General features: G+C 34.5%; 18 protein-coding genes and 1 riboswitch. Of the genes, 6 read left to right on the top strand and 12 right to left on the bottom strand.

The window, feature by feature from the left end:
* Positions 1-4: 4 nt before the first annotated feature.
* The 10 genes from CHB72_RS13870 to CHB72_RS13910 all read right to left on the bottom strand — a co-directional run bounded on the left by CHB72_RS13870 (position 5) and on the right by CHB72_RS13910 (position 11,403).
* Positions 5-1,147: an ABC transporter substrate-binding protein gene (locus CHB72_RS13870; RefSeq protein WP_089283484.1), complete on the bottom strand. Its 1,143-nt coding sequence runs from the start codon at positions 1,145-1,147 to the stop codon at positions 5-7.
* Between the two features lie 82 nt (positions 1,148-1,229).
* Positions 1,230-2,138, bottom strand: a complete 909-nt coding sequence (ftcD, locus tag CHB72_RS13875; RefSeq protein WP_089283485.1) for a glutamate formimidoyltransferase — start codon at positions 2,136-2,138, stop codon at positions 1,230-1,232.
* A gap of 237 nt (positions 2,139-2,375) precedes the next feature.
* Positions 2,376-2,531, bottom strand: a complete 156-nt coding sequence (locus CHB72_RS28295) for a helix-turn-helix domain-containing protein (RefSeq protein ID WP_408606575.1) — start codon at positions 2,529-2,531, stop codon at positions 2,376-2,378.
* A gap of 3 nt (positions 2,532-2,534) precedes the next feature.
* Positions 2,535-3,746, bottom strand: coding sequence for a sigma-54-dependent transcriptional regulator (locus tag CHB72_RS13880; protein WP_207652564.1), 1,212 nt, complete (start codon positions 3,744-3,746; stop codon positions 2,535-2,537).
* Positions 3,721-5,718, bottom strand: coding sequence for a transporter substrate-binding domain-containing protein (locus CHB72_RS13885; protein WP_176431378.1), 1,998 nt, complete (start codon positions 5,716-5,718; stop codon positions 3,721-3,723). The genes CHB72_RS13880 and CHB72_RS13885 overlap by 26 nt, the downstream gene beginning before the upstream one ends.
* A gap of 270 nt (positions 5,719-5,988) precedes the next feature.
* A complete protein-coding gene (locus tag CHB72_RS13890) occupies positions 5,989-7,971 on the bottom strand; it encodes an ABC transporter permease (RefSeq protein WP_089283487.1) in 1,983 nt (660 codons plus the stop codon).
* A complete protein-coding gene (locus CHB72_RS13895; protein ID WP_089283488.1) occupies positions 7,968-8,726 on the bottom strand; it encodes an ABC transporter ATP-binding protein in 759 nt (252 codons plus the stop codon). The genes CHB72_RS13890 and CHB72_RS13895 overlap by 4 nt, the downstream gene beginning before the upstream one ends.
* Positions 8,727-8,828: 102 nt before the next feature.
* Positions 8,829-9,848 carry a sensor histidine kinase gene (locus CHB72_RS13900; protein WP_089283489.1) on the bottom strand — a complete coding sequence of 340 codons (1,020 nt, stop codon included), beginning with the start codon at positions 9,846-9,848 and terminating at the stop codon, positions 8,829-8,831.
* Positions 9,845-10,519 (bottom strand): response regulator transcription factor, encoded by a 675-nt coding sequence (locus CHB72_RS13905; RefSeq protein ID WP_089283490.1) that lies wholly within the window; start codon positions 10,517-10,519, stop codon positions 9,845-9,847. Before CHB72_RS13905 ends, CHB72_RS13900 begins: the two co-directional genes overlap by 4 nt.
* 263 nt (positions 10,520-10,782) lie before the next feature.
* On the bottom strand, positions 10,783-11,403 hold the full coding sequence (locus CHB72_RS13910) for a GNAT family N-acetyltransferase (RefSeq protein ID WP_089283491.1): 621 nt from the start codon (positions 11,401-11,403) through the stop codon (positions 10,783-10,785).
* Positions 11,404-12,127: 724 nt separating this feature from the next.
* A riboswitch (SAM riboswitch) is annotated at positions 12,128-12,234 on the top strand.
* Between the two features lie 177 nt (positions 12,235-12,411).
* Between CHB72_RS13910 and CHB72_RS13915 the strand changes: the two genes are divergently transcribed.
* Together CHB72_RS13915 and metA are read left to right on the top strand one after the other, a co-directional pair.
* Positions 12,412-13,701, top strand: a complete 1,290-nt coding sequence (locus CHB72_RS13915; protein ID WP_089283492.1) for a homocysteine synthase — start codon at positions 12,412-12,414, stop codon at positions 13,699-13,701.
* A 36-nt stretch (positions 13,702-13,737) separates the two neighbouring features.
* Positions 13,738-14,670 carry a homoserine O-acetyltransferase MetA gene (gene metA, locus CHB72_RS13920; protein ID WP_089283493.1) on the top strand — a complete coding sequence of 311 codons (933 nt, stop codon included), beginning with the start codon at positions 13,738-13,740 and terminating at the stop codon, positions 14,668-14,670.
* A gap of 249 nt (positions 14,671-14,919) precedes the next feature.
* Here metA and CHB72_RS13925 read toward each other — a convergent pair whose 3' ends face one another.
* Together CHB72_RS13925 and CHB72_RS13930 are read right to left on the bottom strand one after the other, a co-directional pair.
* Entirely contained in the window at positions 14,920-16,482 is a 1,563-nt protein-coding gene (locus CHB72_RS13925; RefSeq protein WP_089283494.1) for a sensor histidine kinase, read from the bottom strand.
* On the bottom strand, positions 16,475-17,188 hold the full coding sequence (locus tag CHB72_RS13930) for a response regulator (RefSeq protein ID WP_089283495.1): 714 nt from the start codon (positions 17,186-17,188) through the stop codon (positions 16,475-16,477). Before CHB72_RS13930 ends, CHB72_RS13925 begins: the two co-directional genes overlap by 8 nt.
* A gap of 933 nt (positions 17,189-18,121) precedes the next feature.
* On the opposite strand from CHB72_RS13930, the gene pgsB reads away from it, so the two are divergent.
* The 4 genes from pgsB (at position 18,122) to CHB72_RS13945 (ending at position 20,922) form a co-directional block, all read left to right on the top strand.
* Positions 18,122-19,303 (top strand): poly-gamma-glutamate synthase PgsB, encoded by a 1,182-nt coding sequence (pgsB, locus tag CHB72_RS13935; RefSeq protein ID WP_089283496.1) that lies wholly within the window; start codon positions 18,122-18,124, stop codon positions 19,301-19,303.
* A 27-nt stretch (positions 19,304-19,330) separates the two neighbouring features.
* Entirely contained in the window at positions 19,331-19,783 is a 453-nt protein-coding gene (gene pgsC / locus CHB72_RS13940; RefSeq protein ID WP_089283497.1) for a poly-gamma-glutamate biosynthesis protein PgsC, read from the top strand.
* Between the two features lie 13 nt (positions 19,784-19,796).
* Complete coding sequence (locus CHB72_RS27765) at positions 19,797-19,922, top strand: hypothetical protein (protein WP_278277842.1); 126 nt, start codon at positions 19,797-19,799, stop codon at positions 19,920-19,922.
* 103 nt (positions 19,923-20,025) lie between these two features.
* Positions 20,026-20,922 carry a poly-gamma-glutamate hydrolase family protein gene (locus CHB72_RS13945; protein WP_089283498.1) on the top strand — a complete coding sequence of 299 codons (897 nt, stop codon included), beginning with the start codon at positions 20,026-20,028 and terminating at the stop codon, positions 20,920-20,922.
* Positions 20,923-20,933: the final 11 nt, after the last annotated feature.

A 20,933-nucleotide genomic window follows, 5' to 3' on the forward strand; every position in this document is an offset into this window, starting at 1 on the left:
TCCTTTAAGGTTGAACTTCTGCAGGAACTATTTCTAAATTTTTAACTTCTAAAATGATAATTCCTCTAGTAACATCATTCTTGTCATCGAAAGAGATTGGGCCAGCTACACCAGGGAAATCCTTTACTTCACTTAAATAGCTTTTTATACCTTCCCTAGTTGCACCCTTTTCTTCTATAGCTTTTAATATAATTTTAGCAGAGTCATAGGCTAATGCTGCATAGGTGTCAGGCTCTCTATTGTACTTTTCTCTAAAGCTTGTTACAAATTCTTCTGTTCCTGGATATTTTACTTGTGGATGGAAGAAGCCTGTAAATAATATACCTTCTACTGCGGTTCCTCCAAGCCTAATCAATTCTTCTGAGCTAATTCCATCAGTTCCAAGCATTGGAACGTCTAAACCTACTGACTGGGCTTGTTGTGCTATTAATGCAGTCTCTACATAATATCCTGCAATAAACATAAGATCTGGATCTTCATTTCTTAGCTTTGTAAGTTGTGGTGTGAAGTCAATAGACTGTCCTTCGTGATAGGTCTCAGTAGCTACAACTACTCCACCTTTTTCTTCAAATACTCTGGAAAAATCTGCTGTTATACCAGCTCCAAAATCATTAGATGTATACATAATGCCAACTTTACGCTTACCCATTACTTCATAAGCATATTCCGCTAAGTATTCCGCCTGAGTTGTATCTGTTAAGGAAATACGATACAGATAAGGAGTTGAGCCATCTGTGATATCCTTGTTCACTGAATCTGTTATTACTGGCATTCCAGCATCATTATAAATTCCTCGTGCTGCAAGGGTACAAGAACTATTCCAATGTCCTATTACAGCTAGTACCTTTTTATCATCAGCAAATCTTTGAGCAACGTTAGGTGCTTCTTTAGGATTTCCTGTATCGTCTCCTACTAAAAGGCTTACTTTAGCACCGTTAATACCACCAGCTTCATTTACTTCATCTAATGCCAATTGAATAGCTTTTACCTTCATATCACCAAATTGTGCTGAATCTCCAGTCATTGGGTTGGCACTGGCAATATAGATTTCTTCAGCACCCCCTCCACCTGTAGCTGTATTACTGCTACAACCTGCCAACAAACTTATCACCATTACAATAACAAGTAACCACATTATTTTTTTCATTTTTTTCCTCCTCATTTAAAAGTTTTAAAGATTTTAAACGACAAAACTTATTTGTTCTTTTCTCCTCCTCCCGTAAGATAAATTACTTCATCAAATGTGTTTCTAAGATTTGTTCTCTTCTAAAGTTCTCAAGTCCTAAGTAATACTCTAAAGAATTTAATAAATGCTCTAATTGAACAGGTCCTACTATCTCTGAGCCTGTCACAGCAACACCATATCTAGCTGCCTCTTGTTGAACAAACTTAAATGTTCTATATAGGGGTGTAATGCTACAATCTAACATGTTCATAGATACGACTACACCATGTCTCTCGGGGAATTTAATACCTACTGCTCTAACGGTAGAAAAACCACCACTAGGACCCCTTACACCTTTAGCAATTGCTTTAGCGATGTTTACATCCTCCGTACCTAAAAAAACATTATAGGCAGTCAAGCCTTCCACATCAGCGCTTACAATCGTAGCTCCTGCTGTTGAATGTAATGCAGCTGGTCCAATATCTGGTTTTCTTTCATCAGTATGTACTACTTCCTTTAAACCTTCATATTGCCCCTTACGGATAAAAGCAAGAGCCTTTCTTTCCTCGCATCTTGCATTTGCACCAGAAAAATATACAGGCACCTCAAATCTTTTATAGACTTCTTCTCCTATTTCTTCTGCTAGCTTTCTGCAATCTTCTACAGTAGTATTTTTAAAAGGAAATAATGGTATAGTATCTTGAGCACCAATTCTTGGATGAGTACCCCTTTGCTCCTCCATGTTGATTAACTCATAGCTTTTTCCTGCCATATTTAGTAAAGCTTCTTTTAAAGGAGCCGGCTCACCGATAACGGTTATGACCGTCCTATTAAAGTCTTCTTCTGGTTCGTAGCTTACCAGCTTTACTCCTTCTACATTTCTCACTTGATCTACTACTGCTTCGATAACCTCTTTTCTTCTGCCTTCACTAAAGTTTGGTACAGCTAGTATATATTGTTTATCCTTTGACATCCTATACAACCTCCTTTGTTATTTTTAGCACCCCTCCAATAAAACTTGTTATTATCCGTCAAATTATTAACAATTTTATCGAAGAAACACGCTTGTCCTTTAGATAAGCAATATCCTTGCCAGTTCTCAAAAAATATAAAAACCCTTATGTTTCAGGGTTTTTATTGAAATAGTCATAATATTATTTCTTTTTTAAGTAGGAAATAATTTCTTACTAGGAAATAAATTCCGATTATTCTAAATATTATTTTTTTCTGCAAACTGTTTTGTCTTTGTCCTTAAATGTCTATCACTAATACCCAAAATTTTGGCGGCTTTGGTCTTATTGCCTTCTACATGATCCAATGTAGCTAGAATAACCTTTTTCTCAATCTCTGCCAGAGATTCTCCTATGTGTCACGGAATCCATTGCTTGGTTACCGAAGGATTTGTTATCATATTTTTTGTTAATTCCTTGGGAAAGTCCTTGATTTGAATGGTATAGCCATCTGTTAGTGCTACTGCTCTTTCTATAATATTTCGCAACTCCCTTATATTACCTGGATAATGATAACCCTCTAAAACCTCTATAGCACTGGGGGCAATACCTTCTACCTTTTTATTAAAGCTTTTATTATACTTCTCTATAAAGTATCTTGCCAAGGCAGGAATGTCCTCCCTACGTTCCCTTAGAGACGGCATCTCTATCGTTATAACGTTTAGCCGAAAAAACAAGTCCTCTCTAAAACTTCCATTCTTTACATCCTCTGCTAAAGAACGGTTGGTTGCAGCAATAAACCTTACATCTACAGGGATATTTTTTTCCGACCCTAGAGGTGTTACTACTCTTTCCTGTATGACTCTCAAGAGTTTGCCTTGAAGAGCTAAATCCAAATCCCCTAACTCATCGAAAAACAAGGTGCCTCCTTCCGCCAATTGAAATTTCCCGTTGTATTTTTGAAAAGCTCCCGTAAAAGCTCCTTTTTCATAGCCAAAGAGTTCACTTTCCAAGAGGTTATAAGGAATAGCTGCGCAATTAACAGTCTGTAGGGGGCCTAACTTCCTTTTCCCCCAATAGTGAATAGCCCTTGCTATTAATTCCTTACCAGTACCGCTTTCTCCTGTAATTAATACATTAATATCTAAATCCTTTATCCGGTCCACTATTTCATAAATATTTGATATTGCTTTACTTGAGCCCATAATCAACTCAATATCCTGCTTACTGTTTAGCTGTTTCGTCAAGACATCTACATGTTTGGATAAGTTTTGATAATCAAGTGCTTTTGTAATCAATATAAATAGTTCTGGTAGATTTAATGGTTTTGTTACATAGTAATAAGCACCTCTTTGAATAGCCTCTACAGAGGATTGTATGGTACCATAGGCGGTCATGGCAATGACAATAACCCCAGGATAATTCTGTTTAATATTCTGTAAAACTTCTAAACCGTTGTAATTCCCTAACCTCTGGTCTAAAAGAACTAAATTAATAGGGTTATTGCTAAGAATTTCATAACTTTCAAGAGGATCTGTAGTTGTGTAGACCGTATATTGGTCCTCTAATGCAAACTTTAAGGATGTTAGAATATTAATTTCATCGTCAATAATAAGTATATTGTGATTCATTGTTTTCTCCCCCCTTAGCTATAGATAAATACAGGGTTGCTATTGTTCCTTCCCCAACCTTACTAGAAAATTCTATTCTCCCCTTATTATCCTCTATCAATTGAAAGCTTATGGCTAATCCTAGTCCATAACCTTTTGGTTTTAATGTAAAAAAGGGATCAAAAATTTTATTTAAAGCCTCTGATGGTATACCACAACCATTATCTATCACCTTAATGATGGCTTCGTCATTTTCTTCCATAGCAGATACGACGATTTTCCCCTTCTCCCCGATAGCTTCAATGCTGTTAAGAATTAAGTTCACCAAAACTTGTTGTATTTGTTGTTCATCACACCATAGGGTAATGTCATCGATCTCATAAATAAATTCAATATTTTTTTGTTTTAAATGAATAGATAATAGATTTGTTATTTCATTTAATAAACTTCTTAAACCAGTGAATTTACAAGTTCTAGGTTTAGGTCTAGCATAGTCTAACAGAAGGGTAACTAAATGATCAATTCTCTGAATTTCCTTTGGAACAACTTCTATAACCTTTTTTCGATAGTCTAGGCTTTCAAACTTATTAGGCAGTAAATCAACAAAGGTCTTGATAGCCGTCAGAGGATTTCTGATTTCATGAGCTAAACCCGCTGCCAGTCTCCCTAATGACTGCATTTTATCAGCGTGATAAATAATATCTCTCAGATGTTTTTCTTCAGAGTAGTCTCTTAGTAATAAAATAAACCCTTCCACTTCATCATTCTTATCTCTGATGGGGATAAGATTGCATTCAACATAAACCTTTATACTCCCCACCCTATCCCACTCAAGGTTTTCCCGCCATATCTCTCCCTTCATTACCTTTTTCAAGGCAGTAGGAGACAATATTTTATCTAACTCTAGATCCTTCCAATCTTTATTGATTTCAACCTTTTTTGCCAATATTTTTTCAGCAGCCTTATTGAAAGCTGAAACTCTTTGATTCGGGTTAAAGGTAATAATTCCAATAATAATATTTTCCAATATTTTTCCCCGTAGACGATTGCTGTGCTCTAGCTGATATTTTCTTTTCTTTAATACTCTGTTTATTTTATCTAGTTCATAGGTTCTTTTAAAAACCTCTTTTTTAAGCTGGCGATTCCAGTTTATAGTAAATACTGCCCCAATGATCGTTATCAGTAAAATAAGCATGGTAATAGCCAGTAATTTTTTCCATAGACCTGTTTTATCTTGAAAAATTTCTCCAAACCATTTTTGATAGATTTTATCATAGGTACCGTTCTTTTTAATGATTTCTATCCCCATATTTAAAAGCTTTAAAACCTCCGTATTTCCCTTGAGTGTTGCTGCCATATATTCTGTAGCATATAGGGGCTCCCCTACAATTTTTATCTCGTCAAATTGTTTTTCTCTTTGTGAAATATATAAACCGGTAAGCCTATTGCCAATAACAGCTTCTACTTCACCTCTTAGTAAGGCCTCCATAGACTCTTCTTGGTTATTTTTCGCCACTGGAATAATTCCTTCTATAGAAGAAACAATTTCCTCACTAATGTCTTTAGCTTGAAAACCTACCGCCACACCTCTTAAGTCTTGGAGTTCTGCTATATAGTTGGTTTCCTTCAACACAAATATCGCTTGAGAGTTCACCACCAATACATCACTAAAGGCAAAGCTTTCTCCCCTTTGCTGGCTGTAGGTCATGCCTTGAATGGCATCTACCTCTCCCTTCTCCAATGCCCCAATTGCTTGGTACCAATTCATTGGTATAATTTCAATTTCTATTCCCAGTTCAATAGCAATTGCCCTCATGATATCCACATTAAAACCTTTATATATTTCATTTTTATCCACATATTCATAGGGTGGATAGTTATTATCTCCTGCTATCCGTATTGTTTGAATCGGAAGGGCATCTACCTTTATGTGGAAACTATAAATTATTAGTACTAAAAGAATCCAAACAAACGTTGTTTTTTTAACATTCAATGATGCCACCCCCGTAAGTTAATTTCTTTTCCACAGGTTTCATATTTCTATTTATTTCGACATTTATATAAATAATCCCTTTATTTCTACAAATACAATATAACACAATCCAGTGAATAGCCTGATTATTTAAGTGATTCATCACTCTAATACTTCTCAAAAAAACTAAAACGACCCACTGGGTCGTTTCTTTTAGGCTTCTGAAGAAATACTTTTTTTATCCTTCGAATAATTATCCATTAAAAATCCTTAGAGTATTTATGAAATTTTCTATCGAAGAATTCTTGTGTATTGACCTTTCGTAATAAAATAGAAGATTCCATATACGATTCCATATACACTATACATAACAGCAGAAAAGGCAAGAACAGTAAAATAGGAATTGTCCACAGGTATCATATTGGAAAACACCATGGTATCAGCTGCCTTCATGGCAAACATACTATGAGTAATTCCTAATAAAAGAGGTATCAAAAAAACTGGAAGTAGTCTTTTTACGATTACCCTTTTCTCTGTTGCACTATCCATACCAATTTTTCTAAGCATCTTATATTGATGTCGCTCCTCCTCTGCTGCCATTACCTGTTTGAAGTATAAAAGACTTGCTGTCATCAGCATAAATACCCCGCTCATAAAAAAGCCAATAAAGCATACTAAACCAAAGGTCTCCATTGATTCAATGTAATGATTGTAGGCAATTCTATAGCTTCCTACCCTACCCCGTAGGATTTGATCCAATTCACGATTTAAATCATGGGCTTGTAAAGGATTTTTATACTGAAAGACAGTTGCTTGCCCATAGGGTTCACCACTTTCTCCAACATTTGAGATATCTCCCTCTTGAAGAAGCGCAGCAAAATCGCTATCATTTAAAACTAAAATATGCAATGCCCCAAAGGATAAAGTGCTGGAATTTAATACAGAGGTTATCTTTATTTCTTTATTTGAAAATATAAGCTGTTGCCCAACAACCGCATCTTCGATACTTTTGCTAATGTTAGACGGACCGTAGAAGGAATATATATACACCCCTTCACCAGGATGAATTTGAATAGCTTCTGAATCACTTCTTGATAAGAAAATTAGTTTATTATAAACAGATTGAGAATATACCCGGAAGTAATCCTTGTGACTGGATAGATATTCATGCCCCTCCACCATCAAAGTTTCCATCTGGGGAGTAGTCTGATATCTGTCGGTGGTGTAGCTTTCTATGAGGTCAATATTATGTCTCTCAAAGGCATCATAAACCTCTTCTAATACGTCCTCCTGTCCTCCGTAAAAATACATATCGTAGCCAATGATATCATAGGTATTTTTCTCTATATTTCGATAAAGAGTAAATCCCGTTGCAATAGCGGTTGTAGCAACAGCCGATAATACTGCAATGGTAGCCATAACAGAAGCAATAGATTTCATCCTATGAGAAAATGCTGATGTTGCTATGAGATTTGTCCCTTTATAATAGTTATTTTTGTTCCTTCTTATCAAATGTAAAACTTTAGGAAGTCCACCCCAAAAAAAGAGATAGGTTCCTACAATAACAAGAACTAGAATAGGTATAGCTGCCATCACCACCCGCTGGGGATCATTGCTGGCAGCTAGATAATAGCCTGCTCCTATTAGAAGAAGGGATATAATTAATAGAATAATAGAGCCTTCTGACTTTCCTTCAGATAGCTTATCCCCCTTAAATAAGTCCACTAATTGAAATCTGCTGATAACCCCCAGACCTGATAAGCCCATAAAGGAGAATATAGCTAAGAATCCTATTGTCGTGATATAAATGGCCTTTAAATCGATGCTAAAGGCAATATCACCAGTAAAAGCTACTAGAGAGATTTCCAACAAAACCATTGCTGTTAGCTTTGAGAAAAATATACCTGCACCTATTCCCATAACAAGAGCCGCAAAGCCCACCATCATGGTTTCTAGGAAAAGTAGCTTGCCTATTTTCCCATTTGTCATACCAAATAGGGCATAGGTAGAAATCTCCTTTTTTCTTGCCTTGATAAAACTGTTATTGGAGCTTATGAGAAAGAACATTACAAAAACCATGATGATAATACCAAAACTCATCAACATAGATCTATATCTACTATCATAGGTAAAGGCCATGACTACCTGCTCATTCTGCATAAGGGCAAGAAAGGAATATACTGTAAAAACACTGAAGCTTAGGGAGAAAAAATACATGATGTATTTTGAGAAATTTCGCTTTATGTTACGAAGAGCTAATGTGGTAAGTTTCATTTCTCCTCACCCCCAAGGACACTCATGACCTCTATGATGGCGTCAAAAAACTTCTTTTTACTATCTCCTGCATACAATTCGTTATAGATCTCTCCGTCACGAATAAAAAGGATTTTCTGACAATAGCTTGCAGCAAATACATCGTGAGTTACCATTAAAATCGTAGCTTTATACTGTTTGTTGATAAAGGTTAAAAGATCAAGTAGATCCTTTCCTGATTTAGAATCAAGGTTACCAGTAGGTTCATCTGCAAGAATCATTTTGGGATTAGTAATTAAAGCTCGACATGCAGCAGCCCGTTGCTGTTCACCTCCAGAGACTTCATAGGGATATTTATCAAGAACTTTTAGGATTCCTAAATCCTTTACAATATTAAAAAGCTTCTCCTCCATAGTCTTTACCTTATAACCCTTCAAGGCCAAAGGCAGTAGAATGTTTTCCTTTAATGTCATTGTTTCTAGAAGATTATAATCCTGGAAAATGAAACCTATATTGTTGATTCTATGTTCGGCAAGCTGATTCTTGCTTAGTGTTGCAACGTCCTTCCCATCCATAATATATCTACCTGTTGTAGGTTTATCGATACTACCTAATATATTCAAAAGTGTCGTTTTTCCTGACCCCGATGCGCCCATCACACCGATAAATTCCCCTTCTTTTACTTCAAAGCTAATACTCTTAAGGGCCATGTACTGCTTGGAGCTTTTTTTGATTCCATAGGTTTTGCTAATATTTTCTACTTTTAGTATCTGCATTGGTTTTCCCTCCATATAATTATTCTCAGATAATTATATTGTAATCACAGATTTGGGGAAATCGAATTAGCTTACATTTTGTATTTTTAGCTTACATTTTTGTCACATATGGTGCATCGTTTGGTTTTCAATAAAAGTTAAACTAAAGACAGCGTATTCCCCGTATTTAGATTCTACTGTCAATTTATGTCCCAACATATTGCTCAATTTTTTTGAGAGATATAACCCATAGCCTGTGGCCTTCATACCGTTTCTATCCTCGGATGACGTGTAACCTTTCTTAAATATTTGTCCAAGATCCTTTTCCAAGATCCCCTTCCCACTATTTTTAATGGATATCGTAGTTTCATTGCCATTTTTTTTGGTGCTTATACCGATGGTCCCTTCAACAGGCGTATGCTTTACGGCATTGGATATGATTTGAGACAATATATATCCACTCCACTTTTCATCGGTTAAAACATGGCCGTCCTCACCATCAAAGGAAATATTGATTTTCTTATAGCTAAAGAAGTTTGAATAGCCTTTGAGAGTTTGAGCAATTAGCTTTTTAGTGCTAATCTTTGCTATTTTGTAATCATCATGAAGACTATTGGATTTAAGCTCATAAAAAACCCTTTGCACCGACTCTTCTATTGAAAATAGTTCTTTATCGATGCTTTGATAAAGTTTACTGGGAATATCATTTTCATGATTTTCTAATATTAGTTTTACAGCAGAAATTGGCACCTTAACATCATGCACCCATTTTGTGATAAATTCTAATTCTCCAGATGACTTAGTATATATATCTGACTTATATTTTTCATATTCTACTACTAAATTATATACCAGCTGGGCATATTCTTTATCTACAGGATAAACAAACTCATCCAAATCTTCCGAAGAAGCATTTAAACTACAATATTTTTTAAATTTCTCCACACGATAATAGAAAACCCCATAGTCAACAGCTATAAAAATAACAAATAGCAGCAGCCATCCCATTATAATATAATTGGCATTTGATGCAGTCATATTAAAACTTTTATCTAATTTATAAATCACAGCAAAAAACATGAAGGCAGCTATGACAAATGTGTAAGTTATCCATTTTTCTTTTAAATATTTAACAAGTTTCATATTAGCCTATATCCTTCACCTTTGATTGTTTTGATATACTCTTTTAGCCCAATCATTTCCAATTTCCTACGTAGACGATTTACATTGACAGTGAGGGTATTATCATCCACAAAGCTCTCATCATCCCATAATGCCTTCATCAGCCGTGTACGCTTTACAAGCCTATCATGATTTCTAATCAACATAGATAAGATCCTACACTCATTTCGTGTAAGCTCTATTTCCTTCTCACCGCAAAAAACTTTTAGATGCTCTATATCTAATATCATGTCCTTATGCTGCAGTATATTTAATGTTTGATCGCTGTAGGAATAAGCTCTTCGCAGTATAGCTTGTACTTTGGCAATTAGTAGATCCATGGAAAATGGCTTTTCTATATAATCATCTCCACCTTGTGTTATGGCCCTTATCTTATCACCATCAGTATCTCTCGAAGATATAAAAATAATAGGGACATTGGACAGCTGTCGAATCTTTCCGCACCAATAAAAACCATCATAATAGGGCAAATTGATGTCCATTAATATAAGATGAGGTTCAAAAGAAGTATAATTTGAGAGTATATCATTAAAATTCGAAACTCTTAATGTCTTATACCCCCATTTATTTAACTTTTCCTCAATAATGGAGGATATGGTATTATCGTCCTCAACAATGAATATTTTATACATCTATGCCCACCTATCCTTTCGAGATCCATTGGAATTACATTCAAAATTCATGATATGAACTTTCTATGTCTTAATTCTATGCTTTCTAGTTCCAAGCTTATTTTAAAAACTTAAATAAACTGCTAATCTTATTATAGTATAATTCCAATTTCTTCTAGTAGCAATACACCAAAGGATAAATTTATACTAGTTATGGTTTTTATGACAAACTTATGAGGCGACCAATTGGTCGCCTCATAAGTTTGTCATAAAAAAATATTTCATTATAGTTTTCTATGATAAACGATATCAGTAAGAACCTTACTCTCGAATTTTTCGTATCTTATTCCTGCCAAATTGTATTGCTGCTTTAGAGCAAACTCCATTGAAGCAAAGTTTGGCTTTGGAGAAATAATAGTTTCTGAAAACATATCTCTAATACCCATAGCCCTTGAATCTTCTTTGAACCTTTTATATAGCTTGCTTCCTATTCCTAATCCTGTTAGATTAGACCGAACGGCTATTTTCTCCAGTATTACAAAGTTTTTTAAGGATTTTTTATCAAAATCCCCTTTCCACATTGTGCTGAAAATCCAATTTGGTTCCATATCTAACCACTGTTCCCTAGTATAGGCTAGAAGAAACCCCAATACTTTTTCTCCTCGTTTGATTACATAGAAAAGTTTAGAATTTTTTATATCCTTCTTAAATTTTTCTACATACTTTTCTTTGTCCTTCAGGTAATTATCCATTAAAAATCCTTTTCTATGATCTTTGCTATTAGTACCTACTGAAGATGCAACTGCCAATATCCCCTCAATGTCTTCTATTGTCGCCCTCGACACCTCCAGGTCCTCCACCTTATCGGGCTTAACTGCTTGGACATAAGCCTTATTGATATTCATGTTATCCTCCCTTTATCTTTCTCAATTATAGTCCTTCTCTTCTTTCTTACTTCTATCTCGTCAGATGAAGCCTACCACACCCCCTATTTTTAATAGTAAGAATTATGAATACAAGTGTAAAAGTATATTTATAAACAGTATATATTTACCCTCTATATTTTGGAATTAACAAGTCCTTATTATCATATATTCATTTTTTTATTTTTTTCCACTTTTTTTATTTTTTTGCACAATTAATTATACTTTCACTTAAATATCATCTGAGCATTCCAGTTTTTTATAGATTTTCATTATATTTTTATATGTTTTTTGATGATTAATAATATAATTTTTATGTTTTTGAGGATTTTTTTATGAATTATTCCATATTACCAGAATAAAAGCGGAATTTTATTTGTTTATTAAGAAATTAGTTTTTTGGTACTATCCTATGATGTAACAAGACGAGTAATTATTTATTCAACTAGATTCTATTATTATACCATTTTTTCTAAGATTTTCAAAATGAGCTATATAGCCTTAGGCGCTGCTAGCTATCCTAAAGCCTTATCTCATGTCATCAGCATGCTTTTCATAAAAATTCCTAGGAGGTCCTTCCTTTTAAGGCGAAATTCTCAAAAATTTAAATAATCAGAAATTTATAAATTTAGAATTTTTTTCTTGACATTCTTTTTTTAGGGTGATACATTATATATTAAAGTAATACTTAAAACTTCATAAATAACTCTTATAAAGAGTGGCGGAGGGACTGGCCCTGTGAAGCCCGGCAACCAGCACATAAGGTGCATGGTGCTAAATCCTGTAGGTGTTGTTATACCTAAGAGATGAGAGGATAAGTGATTATTCTATGTACTTATAAGCTTCTCCTTCATCTTGGAGACGCTTTTTTATTTTACTCAATACCTACACGGACTTGCAGTACCCCACTTGCTCATAGAAGTTATTATTCGTCATCAATGCCAAGTAAACATATCAAAATACTATAAATTTAGAAGGAGAGATGTAAAAATGAGCGAGAAAAAACTAAGATTTGATACCCTACAGGTACATGCAGGACAAAAGCCTGATCCAACTACAGGTTCCAGAGCTGTTCCAATTTATCAAACTACCTCTTATGTTTTCAATGATGTTGATCATGCAGCAAATTTGTTTGGTTTAAAGGAATTCGGTAATATCTATACTAGAATCATGAATCCTACCACCGATGTTTTTGAACAAAGAATCGCCGCTTTAGAAGGTGGAGTTGGTGCCTTAGCTGTTGCTTCAGGCTCTGCTGCCATTACTTATGCAGTATTAAACATTGCAGAAGCTGGGGATGAGATTGTTTCTGCCAGTACTTTATATGGAGGAACCTATAATCTTTTTGCTACTACCCTACCAAGGTTAGGAATAAACGTAAAATTTGTTAATCCAGATCATCCTGAGAATTTCGCAAAGGCAATTACAGAGAAAACAAAGGCTGTTTATATCGAAACAATTGGAAATCCTGGCATTAATTTAGTAGACATCGAGGCAGTGGCAAGCATCGCTCACGCAAATGGTATACCTCTTATTGTTGATAATACCTTTGGTACGCCCTACTTGATTCGTCCCATCGAGTTTAAGGCAGACATTGTCGTCCATTCCGCCACAAAATTCATTGGAGGTCATGGAACTTCTATAGGTGGGATCATTGTTGATTCAGGAAACTTCGATTGGTCACAAAGTGGCAAATTCCCAGGTCTAACAGAACCTGATCCTACCTATAACGACGTTAGCTATACTGAAGCCTTTGGTCCTCTGGCTTATATTCTCAAAGCTAGAGTTCAGCTTTTAAGAGATACTGGTGCCGCTGTTAGTCCTTTTAATTCCTTCTTGTTTTTACAAGGATTGGAAACCCTATCTCTTCGAGTTGAGCGCCATGTGGCAAATACGAAAAAAATCGTAGCATTTTTAGATAATCACCCTCTAATTTCTTGGGTAAACTATCCAAGCTTAAAGGGAAACAAATACCATGAATTGGCACAAAAATATTTGCCTAAGGGAGCAGGCTCTATCTTTACCTTTGGTATCAAAGGAGGATTAGAAGCGGGTAAAAAGTTTATAGAAGCTTTAGAGATATTCTCTTTATTAGCTAATGTTGCAGATGCTAAATCCCTTGTGATCCATCCCGCCAGCACTACCCATGCCCAATTAAATGAAAAGGAACAATTGGCGGCTGGTGTTGCACCAGACATGATTAGGGTTTCTATTGGCATAGAAGATGTTGAGGATTTAATCGAAGATTTAGATCAAGCCCTTCAGCAATCAGCTAAGTAATCATTAAGTATTGTTTATTAAAGGAGGAAAGTTTTAATGCCTGTAAAAATACCTGATAGTCTACCAGCAGCAGAGGTTTTAAACAAAGAAAATATTTTTTTTATGAAGGAAAGTCGTGCCTTAAGTCAAGATATTCGTGCCTTAAAAATTGGCATTTTAAATTTGATGCCGACAAAAATTACAACAGAGATTCAAATTTTGAGATTACTGGGAAACTCTCCCCTACAGGTAGATATTGTTCTTTTACACCCTAAAAGCTACCAGCCTAAAAATACGCCACTAGATCATCTAGCTAACTTCTATAAAACCTTTGATGATATAAAAGACGAAAAATTCGATGGTTTTATTATTACCGGAGCACCTGTGGAGCACTTACCCTTTGAAGAGGTAGCTTATTGGGAAGAACTAAAGGAAATTATGGACTGGGCTCTAGAAAATGTTACCTCTACACTTTATATCTGTTGGGGAGCCCAAGCAGCACTTTATCATCATTTTGATATTCCCAAGTATCCACTGCCGGGTAAAATGTTTGGTATCTTTCCTCATAGGGTAAATACAAGAAATGTAAAACTGTTAAGAGGATTTGATGATATTTTCCTTGCTCCCCATTCAAGACACACGGAGGTAAAAAGAGAAGATATTGAAAAAGTATCGGAGCTAGAAATATTATCAGAATCAGAGGAAAGTGGTATTTATATCGTGGCTGCAAAGGATGGAAGACAAATTTTTGTAACAGGACATTCTGAATATGACCCTACAACTTTAAAATCAGAATACGATCGAGATGTAAGTGCTGGAAAAGAAATAGAAATGCCTAAAAATTATTTTCCTAATGATGATCCAGCAAAGCCGCCAATGGTAAATTGGAGAAGCCACGCGAACCTACTATTCTCCAATTGGCTTAACTATTATGTTTATCAAGAGACACCCTATAACCTTAATGATATTGCATCAGAATTTCATAAATAAAATATACTAGATACAGGGATGGCTTTTATAGCAAGTCATCCCTGTATTCATTATTTCATAAAAACCTCCTATTTATCTACAATAAGAATAAATAGGAAATTACAATTCGATGATACTCCTTAAAAATATAAAATTATACTGATATCAACTTATGTTAATTTTCAGTAATTACCACAATTAAGCTCTTGTTGCTTTCTTCGTTTTTAATATAGCTTTGGAAAAGAAAGTATAAAATATGAATAAGTGATACTAGAAAGCTGGGAAACGTATATAGAAAATAGTTCCTGTCCCAGGTTGACTTTCCACATCGATTTTCCCATTGTGCAGCTGAACAAGTTGTTTTACTATAACTAAACCTAAGCCACTACCCTGCTGTAGCTTATTATTGCTTTTCTGAGTCTTATTTCGATAGAATCTATCCCAAATGTGTGGTAAATCTTCACTGGATATACCTATACCATTATCTTTAATACTGAGAATAACCTCACACTGTAAAATTTTAACTTTAACTTTAATCTCTCCATTTGCTGTGGCATTGATGGCGTTTTGCAGCAAGTTCTTAATCACTTGTTCGATTCGATCGATATCCCCCATAATCATCGCCCGGTCGGTATTTTTCTCAAATACAATAGTTGAATCCCTAGATTGAGCCATTGCTTCCATGGATTCAACAACCTTCTGTGCTAGAGTTATTAAATCAAAAGGAAGTTTATCGAGACTTATGCTGCCACTTTCTAAGCGGCTTAGTTGTAACATATCATCAACCAATCTGTTTATATGTATGGTTTGCGTATAAATAATTTTTAGATATTTTTTAAGTAAATCTTGGTCTTCAACTATGCCATCCTGAATAGCCTCTACAAAGCCTTGGACAGCAGTCAAAGGAGTACGAAGTTCATGAGATATTTCAGCGAAAAGCCTTGTTCTTTCTTCTTCTACACTCTGATTTTCCTTCTGTATTCTCTGCATTTTTTCAGCTAATTTATTAAATTGATTTGTTAGTATTCTAACTTCATCGAGAGCAGAATCGTCCTCTTGAATAACATAGTTTCCGCTGTTTAGTTCAGCTATAGAAGTAGTTAATCGAGAAATAGGTCTAGAAATGTGTATGGCTTGGTAGACAGAAACAAAAATAATGATAAGGAGTAAGAATATTCCTCCCAATATTAGATATGAACGCATTTTGATTCTATTAAGGTCAATATTAGATTGTTTTGCTTCTAATAAAATACCATTTACAATGGTATCCTTACTATCTCCCATGGGAATAGCCGCAATAAATTCTAGCTCTTCAGTCTCTTGATTAATAATCTTTGCTGTAATTGTGTCACCACTGGAGATGGTTTCAATAAATTTTTTATCTACTTGGGCGCCTGGTACTATTTCTTGTTTTGCAGATGTAGCTACTATATTACCGTTGTTATCAAATACTGTAATCTTTGCATCGAAAATATCGGATAAAAATTTGAGTTGTTCCTGTTGATTTTGGGCAACGTTGGTATCTTTGTCTGCAAACGGAATCATCCATTCTAAATTATCTTGTTGAAGCAAGGCAAAGTTTACTCGTTTAGCCTTTCGAAATAATTCTTGTTGAATCTGGTTGTGGGTTACCTGTTTTACTGAAAAGTCGAAAAATACTATTACCGCAGTAAGACAGATAACAAAGCATATTACATTCGTAAACAATACTCTAGTATAAATATTCTTGTTAAACTGCTCTAATAAGAATTGCTTAAAAGTCAACCATAATTTACTAAGGATTTGGAAAAGCTTCTTTAGCAACTTCTGCACTTGTGGTATGTACCTATTCATAAGCTACTTCCTTTATTTTAGAAGGAGAGGTAAATTGATAGCCTACACCCCAAATTGTTGTTAAATATTCATGCTCCAAAGGAGTTAACTTTTTTCTTAATCTTCGCACATGGACATCTACTGTACGCTGATCCCCAAAATAGTCATATCCCCAAACAACGGACAAAAGATTTTCCCTAGAAAAGACACGTAGAGGATTCTGTGCAAGATAATATAGCAGATCGAACTCTTTAGGTGTGACCTCTATTTGTTTATCATTAATAAGCACTTTTCTGATATCAGGCATAATCTCTAGCCCTGGGTATTTTAAATCCATGTTTCCCAATGTATCGGGTGTCTTAGTTCGACGTAGAACAGCTTTGATTCTAGCCACCAATTCTCTAGGGCTAAAAGGTTTTGCTACATAGTCATCAGCTCCCATTTCCAGTCCCAAGACGCGGTCTGCTTCCTCGCCTTTAGCAGTAAGCATGATTATGGGAATCATACGTATCTTCCTTAAATCATGACATAGGGTAAGTCCATCTTTTCCGGGAAGCATTATATCTAGAATAATTACATCAGGATTTTCTCTTTTAAAAGCAGACAATACAAGGTCTCCATTGTTTGCTCCTACAACTTCAAATCCTTCCTTTTCACTATATAATCTTACTAATTCCAATATGTTTGGATCATCATCTACAACCAAGACCTTACCTTGATAGTGCAATACTATCACCTCCGTTACTATACTAAAAAATATCCAGTATAGGATTTGCTAAGATTTCAAAAGCTTCCTTATTTACTTATAGCTCGAGATGCTAACATAAGTTGAAAATGCATTTTAATTATATCATTGGTATTAGCATTATACTAGTACGATGGTCCTCAATTATTTTGGGCACAATGAATATTTATTAATTTTAAAGACTATAGTTTCATATGAGCATTTACGTGATTTTGTTTGTAATTCAAAGTTATAAAAAGAATATTATGTGAAGTAATAGAAGATGAATAATGTATAAATATAAATTTTGGTAACAAATTGTAATAATTTGGAAACAATTGTTAAAGGTTTTGTAAAATCTAGGAAATAATATTCTACTATAATTACTTACAGAGGTCCACTGATAGGGTAAGGGTGCCTCAAGACTTATAGAGCGAAATGCTGAATAGGAGATGGGAAAATGCTGAATAAACAACTTATTTTTGGATTTCCATAGACGAGTTTTAAAGTAAGAGGCATTTCAAATGTAATTTTCACTTTGGAATATCATGGATTAAGCTAACGCCTATGATTTCTTAAATGGGTTTTAACAAAATCAACTTTTAAAGCTTCCTAAAGAGTATTTTGGTTTTTAAATTTTTTTTTGATAATCTAGAGATTTTTTGCGTTATTTCGAAATTGGACAAGTCAGATTGGTAAATTCGTATGTGATCGTCTAAAAAGAGTTTAGAGAACTTAAAAGAAGAGATAACAGCTCCTTAGTGTAAACTAAAACATGGAAACGCAAGAGGAGGGGTCAATTTTTTACCTAATAAACTAAAGAGTTATTTTGCCATATCGTATACTGGAAAAAAAATCAATAAATTCAATAATATTGAAAATTAAAAATGATATTTACAGATCTTTATAAACTGAGGCAAAGTAGGAGGGGTCAATTTGGGTGTAGTAATCTTTTTACTTCTTGTTGTACTATTACTCGGGATAATTGAACGAGTAAATCATAATAAAAACTTATCTAAGATAAATACTCGTGTTAATGTAAATGGGACACGAGGCAAATCTACAGTTACAAGGCTAATAACTGGAGTATTAAAAGAAGCGGGCATTAAAGTTGTGGGTAAAACCACAGGAACAAGTGCAAGAATAATATATTGGGATAAAGATGAGGAAAAACCAATAACCCGTGGTCCTTTGGGTCCAAACATTATTGAGCAAAAATCAGTTGTTAGAGAGGCTGCAAAGTTGGAGGCAGAAGCCTTTGTTACTGAATGTATGGCAGTAAACCCAGATTATCAAATTGCTTTTCAAAAAAGTTTAGTAAAAGCTAATATTGGTGTAATAGTGAATGTACGAGAGGATCATTTAGACTTATGTGGTCCAACATTAGATTTTATAGCTGAATCCTTCACTTCCACAATTCCGCAAGACGGTTATTTAATTATTACAGATAGTGAGTATAATGACTTTTTTACAAAAATAGCAGAAAAACGGAATTGCAAGACAATTATTGCAGATGAGTCTAAAATCCCGGATGGTTATTTGGATAAATTCGGATATATTATTTTCCCCGAAAATGTTTCCATTCCATTGGCCGTAGCTGAAGCATTAAATATTGACAGGGATATTGCTCTAAAGGGTATGTTAAAAGCTAACCCAGATCCTGGTGCATTAAGGATATATACAATTGGAGAAGAGAACAAAGGCTATTTTGTTAATGGCTTTGCGGCAAATGATCCAAATTCTACTTTATTTATATGGAATCATATTCAAAGTATAGGCTATCCAACAGACAAAAATTTAATTCTTCTAAATTGTCGCCCTGATAGGGTTGATAGAACAATACAATTTGCAGAAGATGTATTACCCCATATGGATATAGACATATTGGCGGTTATGGGCGAGAGCACTAAGCCAATAACTGAAGCCTTGAATAAGAAAAAAATAAGTGCAAGACAGTATATGAACTTAGAAGGGTTATCTCCTATTGAAATTTTCCAAGAAATAGAAAAATATTTTTCTAACCGCGTGGTATATGGAGTTGGGAATATACATGGCGGTGGTGATGAAATTGTTGAATTAATAATTGAAGATTCAGTTATTCTTTATAAAAGCGCTTAAGCTAATAAATTTAAGGAGGTATGGGATTTGATTACAACAGATATATACATAGCAATAATCATAGGGATTATTTTAAGTCTACTATTCACCGAACTGACTGGAGTTCTGCCAGCAGGCTTGGTAGTGCCAGGATACTTATCATTAATTATGAAACAACCACAGACATTATTATTAATATTTCTGATAAGTTTAGTAACTTACTTAATAGTTACACACGGTATTGCAAGAATTACAATTTTATATGGGAAAAGAAAATTTACAGCAATGATAACTATAGCAATAATTATTAAATATGTACTTAGTCTTATAATTCCAGATGCATATATAGGTTTAATAGGGCTAGCAGCCATGGGTGCTGTTATTCCAGGTTTAATAGCCAATACAATTCAAAGACAAGGATTTATCCCCACTATTACAAGTACGGGACTACTGACTATTTTAACTTACGTAGCGACACTATCAATAGGATTTATAGGTTAAGGAGGTGAAGAACATGGAAGCTTTGACGCTAAAAGAAAAATACTTATATTTTGTTAAAGTTAGTAAGAAGAATACAAACTCTCAAGTAGTTGTCACTTTTTCATTCTGCATAGCTCTTATGCTATTAAAGTTTATTTAGTAAATATAAGAACTTTATAAGATTGATAGGAGGTGGTTCAAAAATGAAATGTAGTGTACTAGAAAAACCTTTATAACGATTTTATTAAAAGGAGGAAGAAAAAATGAAGAAAAAAACTTGTATTCTTTTAACCATTTGTTTAGTTTGTTTAGCTTTAGCGGGGAGCTTTGCTTATGCTTCATTCTCACTAGGAATTTATCGTGATTTTGCAGAACTGAGTGAAAACGAAACGATAGATGTTGACTATAGGATAATAAATAAGAACAATGGCAGTGACATGACAGTATTTACCATACACGGTGGTGCTATTGCAAAAGGTACATCTGAATTGGCTACTGCATTAGCTAACAGAGGAGGGTTTAATCTTTATCTATTTGAAGGTATAAAACCAACTGATAATCTAACTCTACACTTAACTTCCACACGATTTGATGAGCCAACAGCCATAAATATGGTTAAAAACTCGAAAGACACTGTTTCTTTTATTGGAATAAAAGAAGAAAATGCAAGGATAACATATGTTGGAGGTCAAAACAAGCTGTTGGCCAGATTAGTAAAATTACATCTACAGGCGGCTGGCTTTAACGTTCAAGATGCTCCTTATGTTCCAACGAATATAGCAGGAGTTCTTAGCAGTAATATCGTTAACCAAAACAAACTGTTATTTGATACACATAAAATAGGAGGGGTACAGATAGCAGTATCTAAAGGTATGAGGGATTTACTTTTAGAGGATGAAGCATCCTTCCAATCATATGTTGCAAATATAGATAAGGCACTGAGTGACAGCTGGCCTTTAGCAGTTAATATTTTAGAAGCTCGTACCGGCAATGCAAGTCCAAATTCTAAAGCTATAGAAAAAGCCAATGTGAATGCTTCATTCAATAGATATAATACAAATAACGTGATTAAGGGAGTTTTGCAAAACAACTTTAATTCACCAGAAGAATTATTAGCTAAGCTTAAGGAAGCAGCAGGGAAGCAAAACTCAAAATTCTAAACGATTACTAT

Source organism: Anaerovirgula multivorans (genome assembly GCF_900188145.1).
GTDB classification, from domain to species: domain Bacteria; phylum Bacillota; class Clostridia; order Peptostreptococcales; family Natronincolaceae; genus Anaerovirgula; species Anaerovirgula multivorans.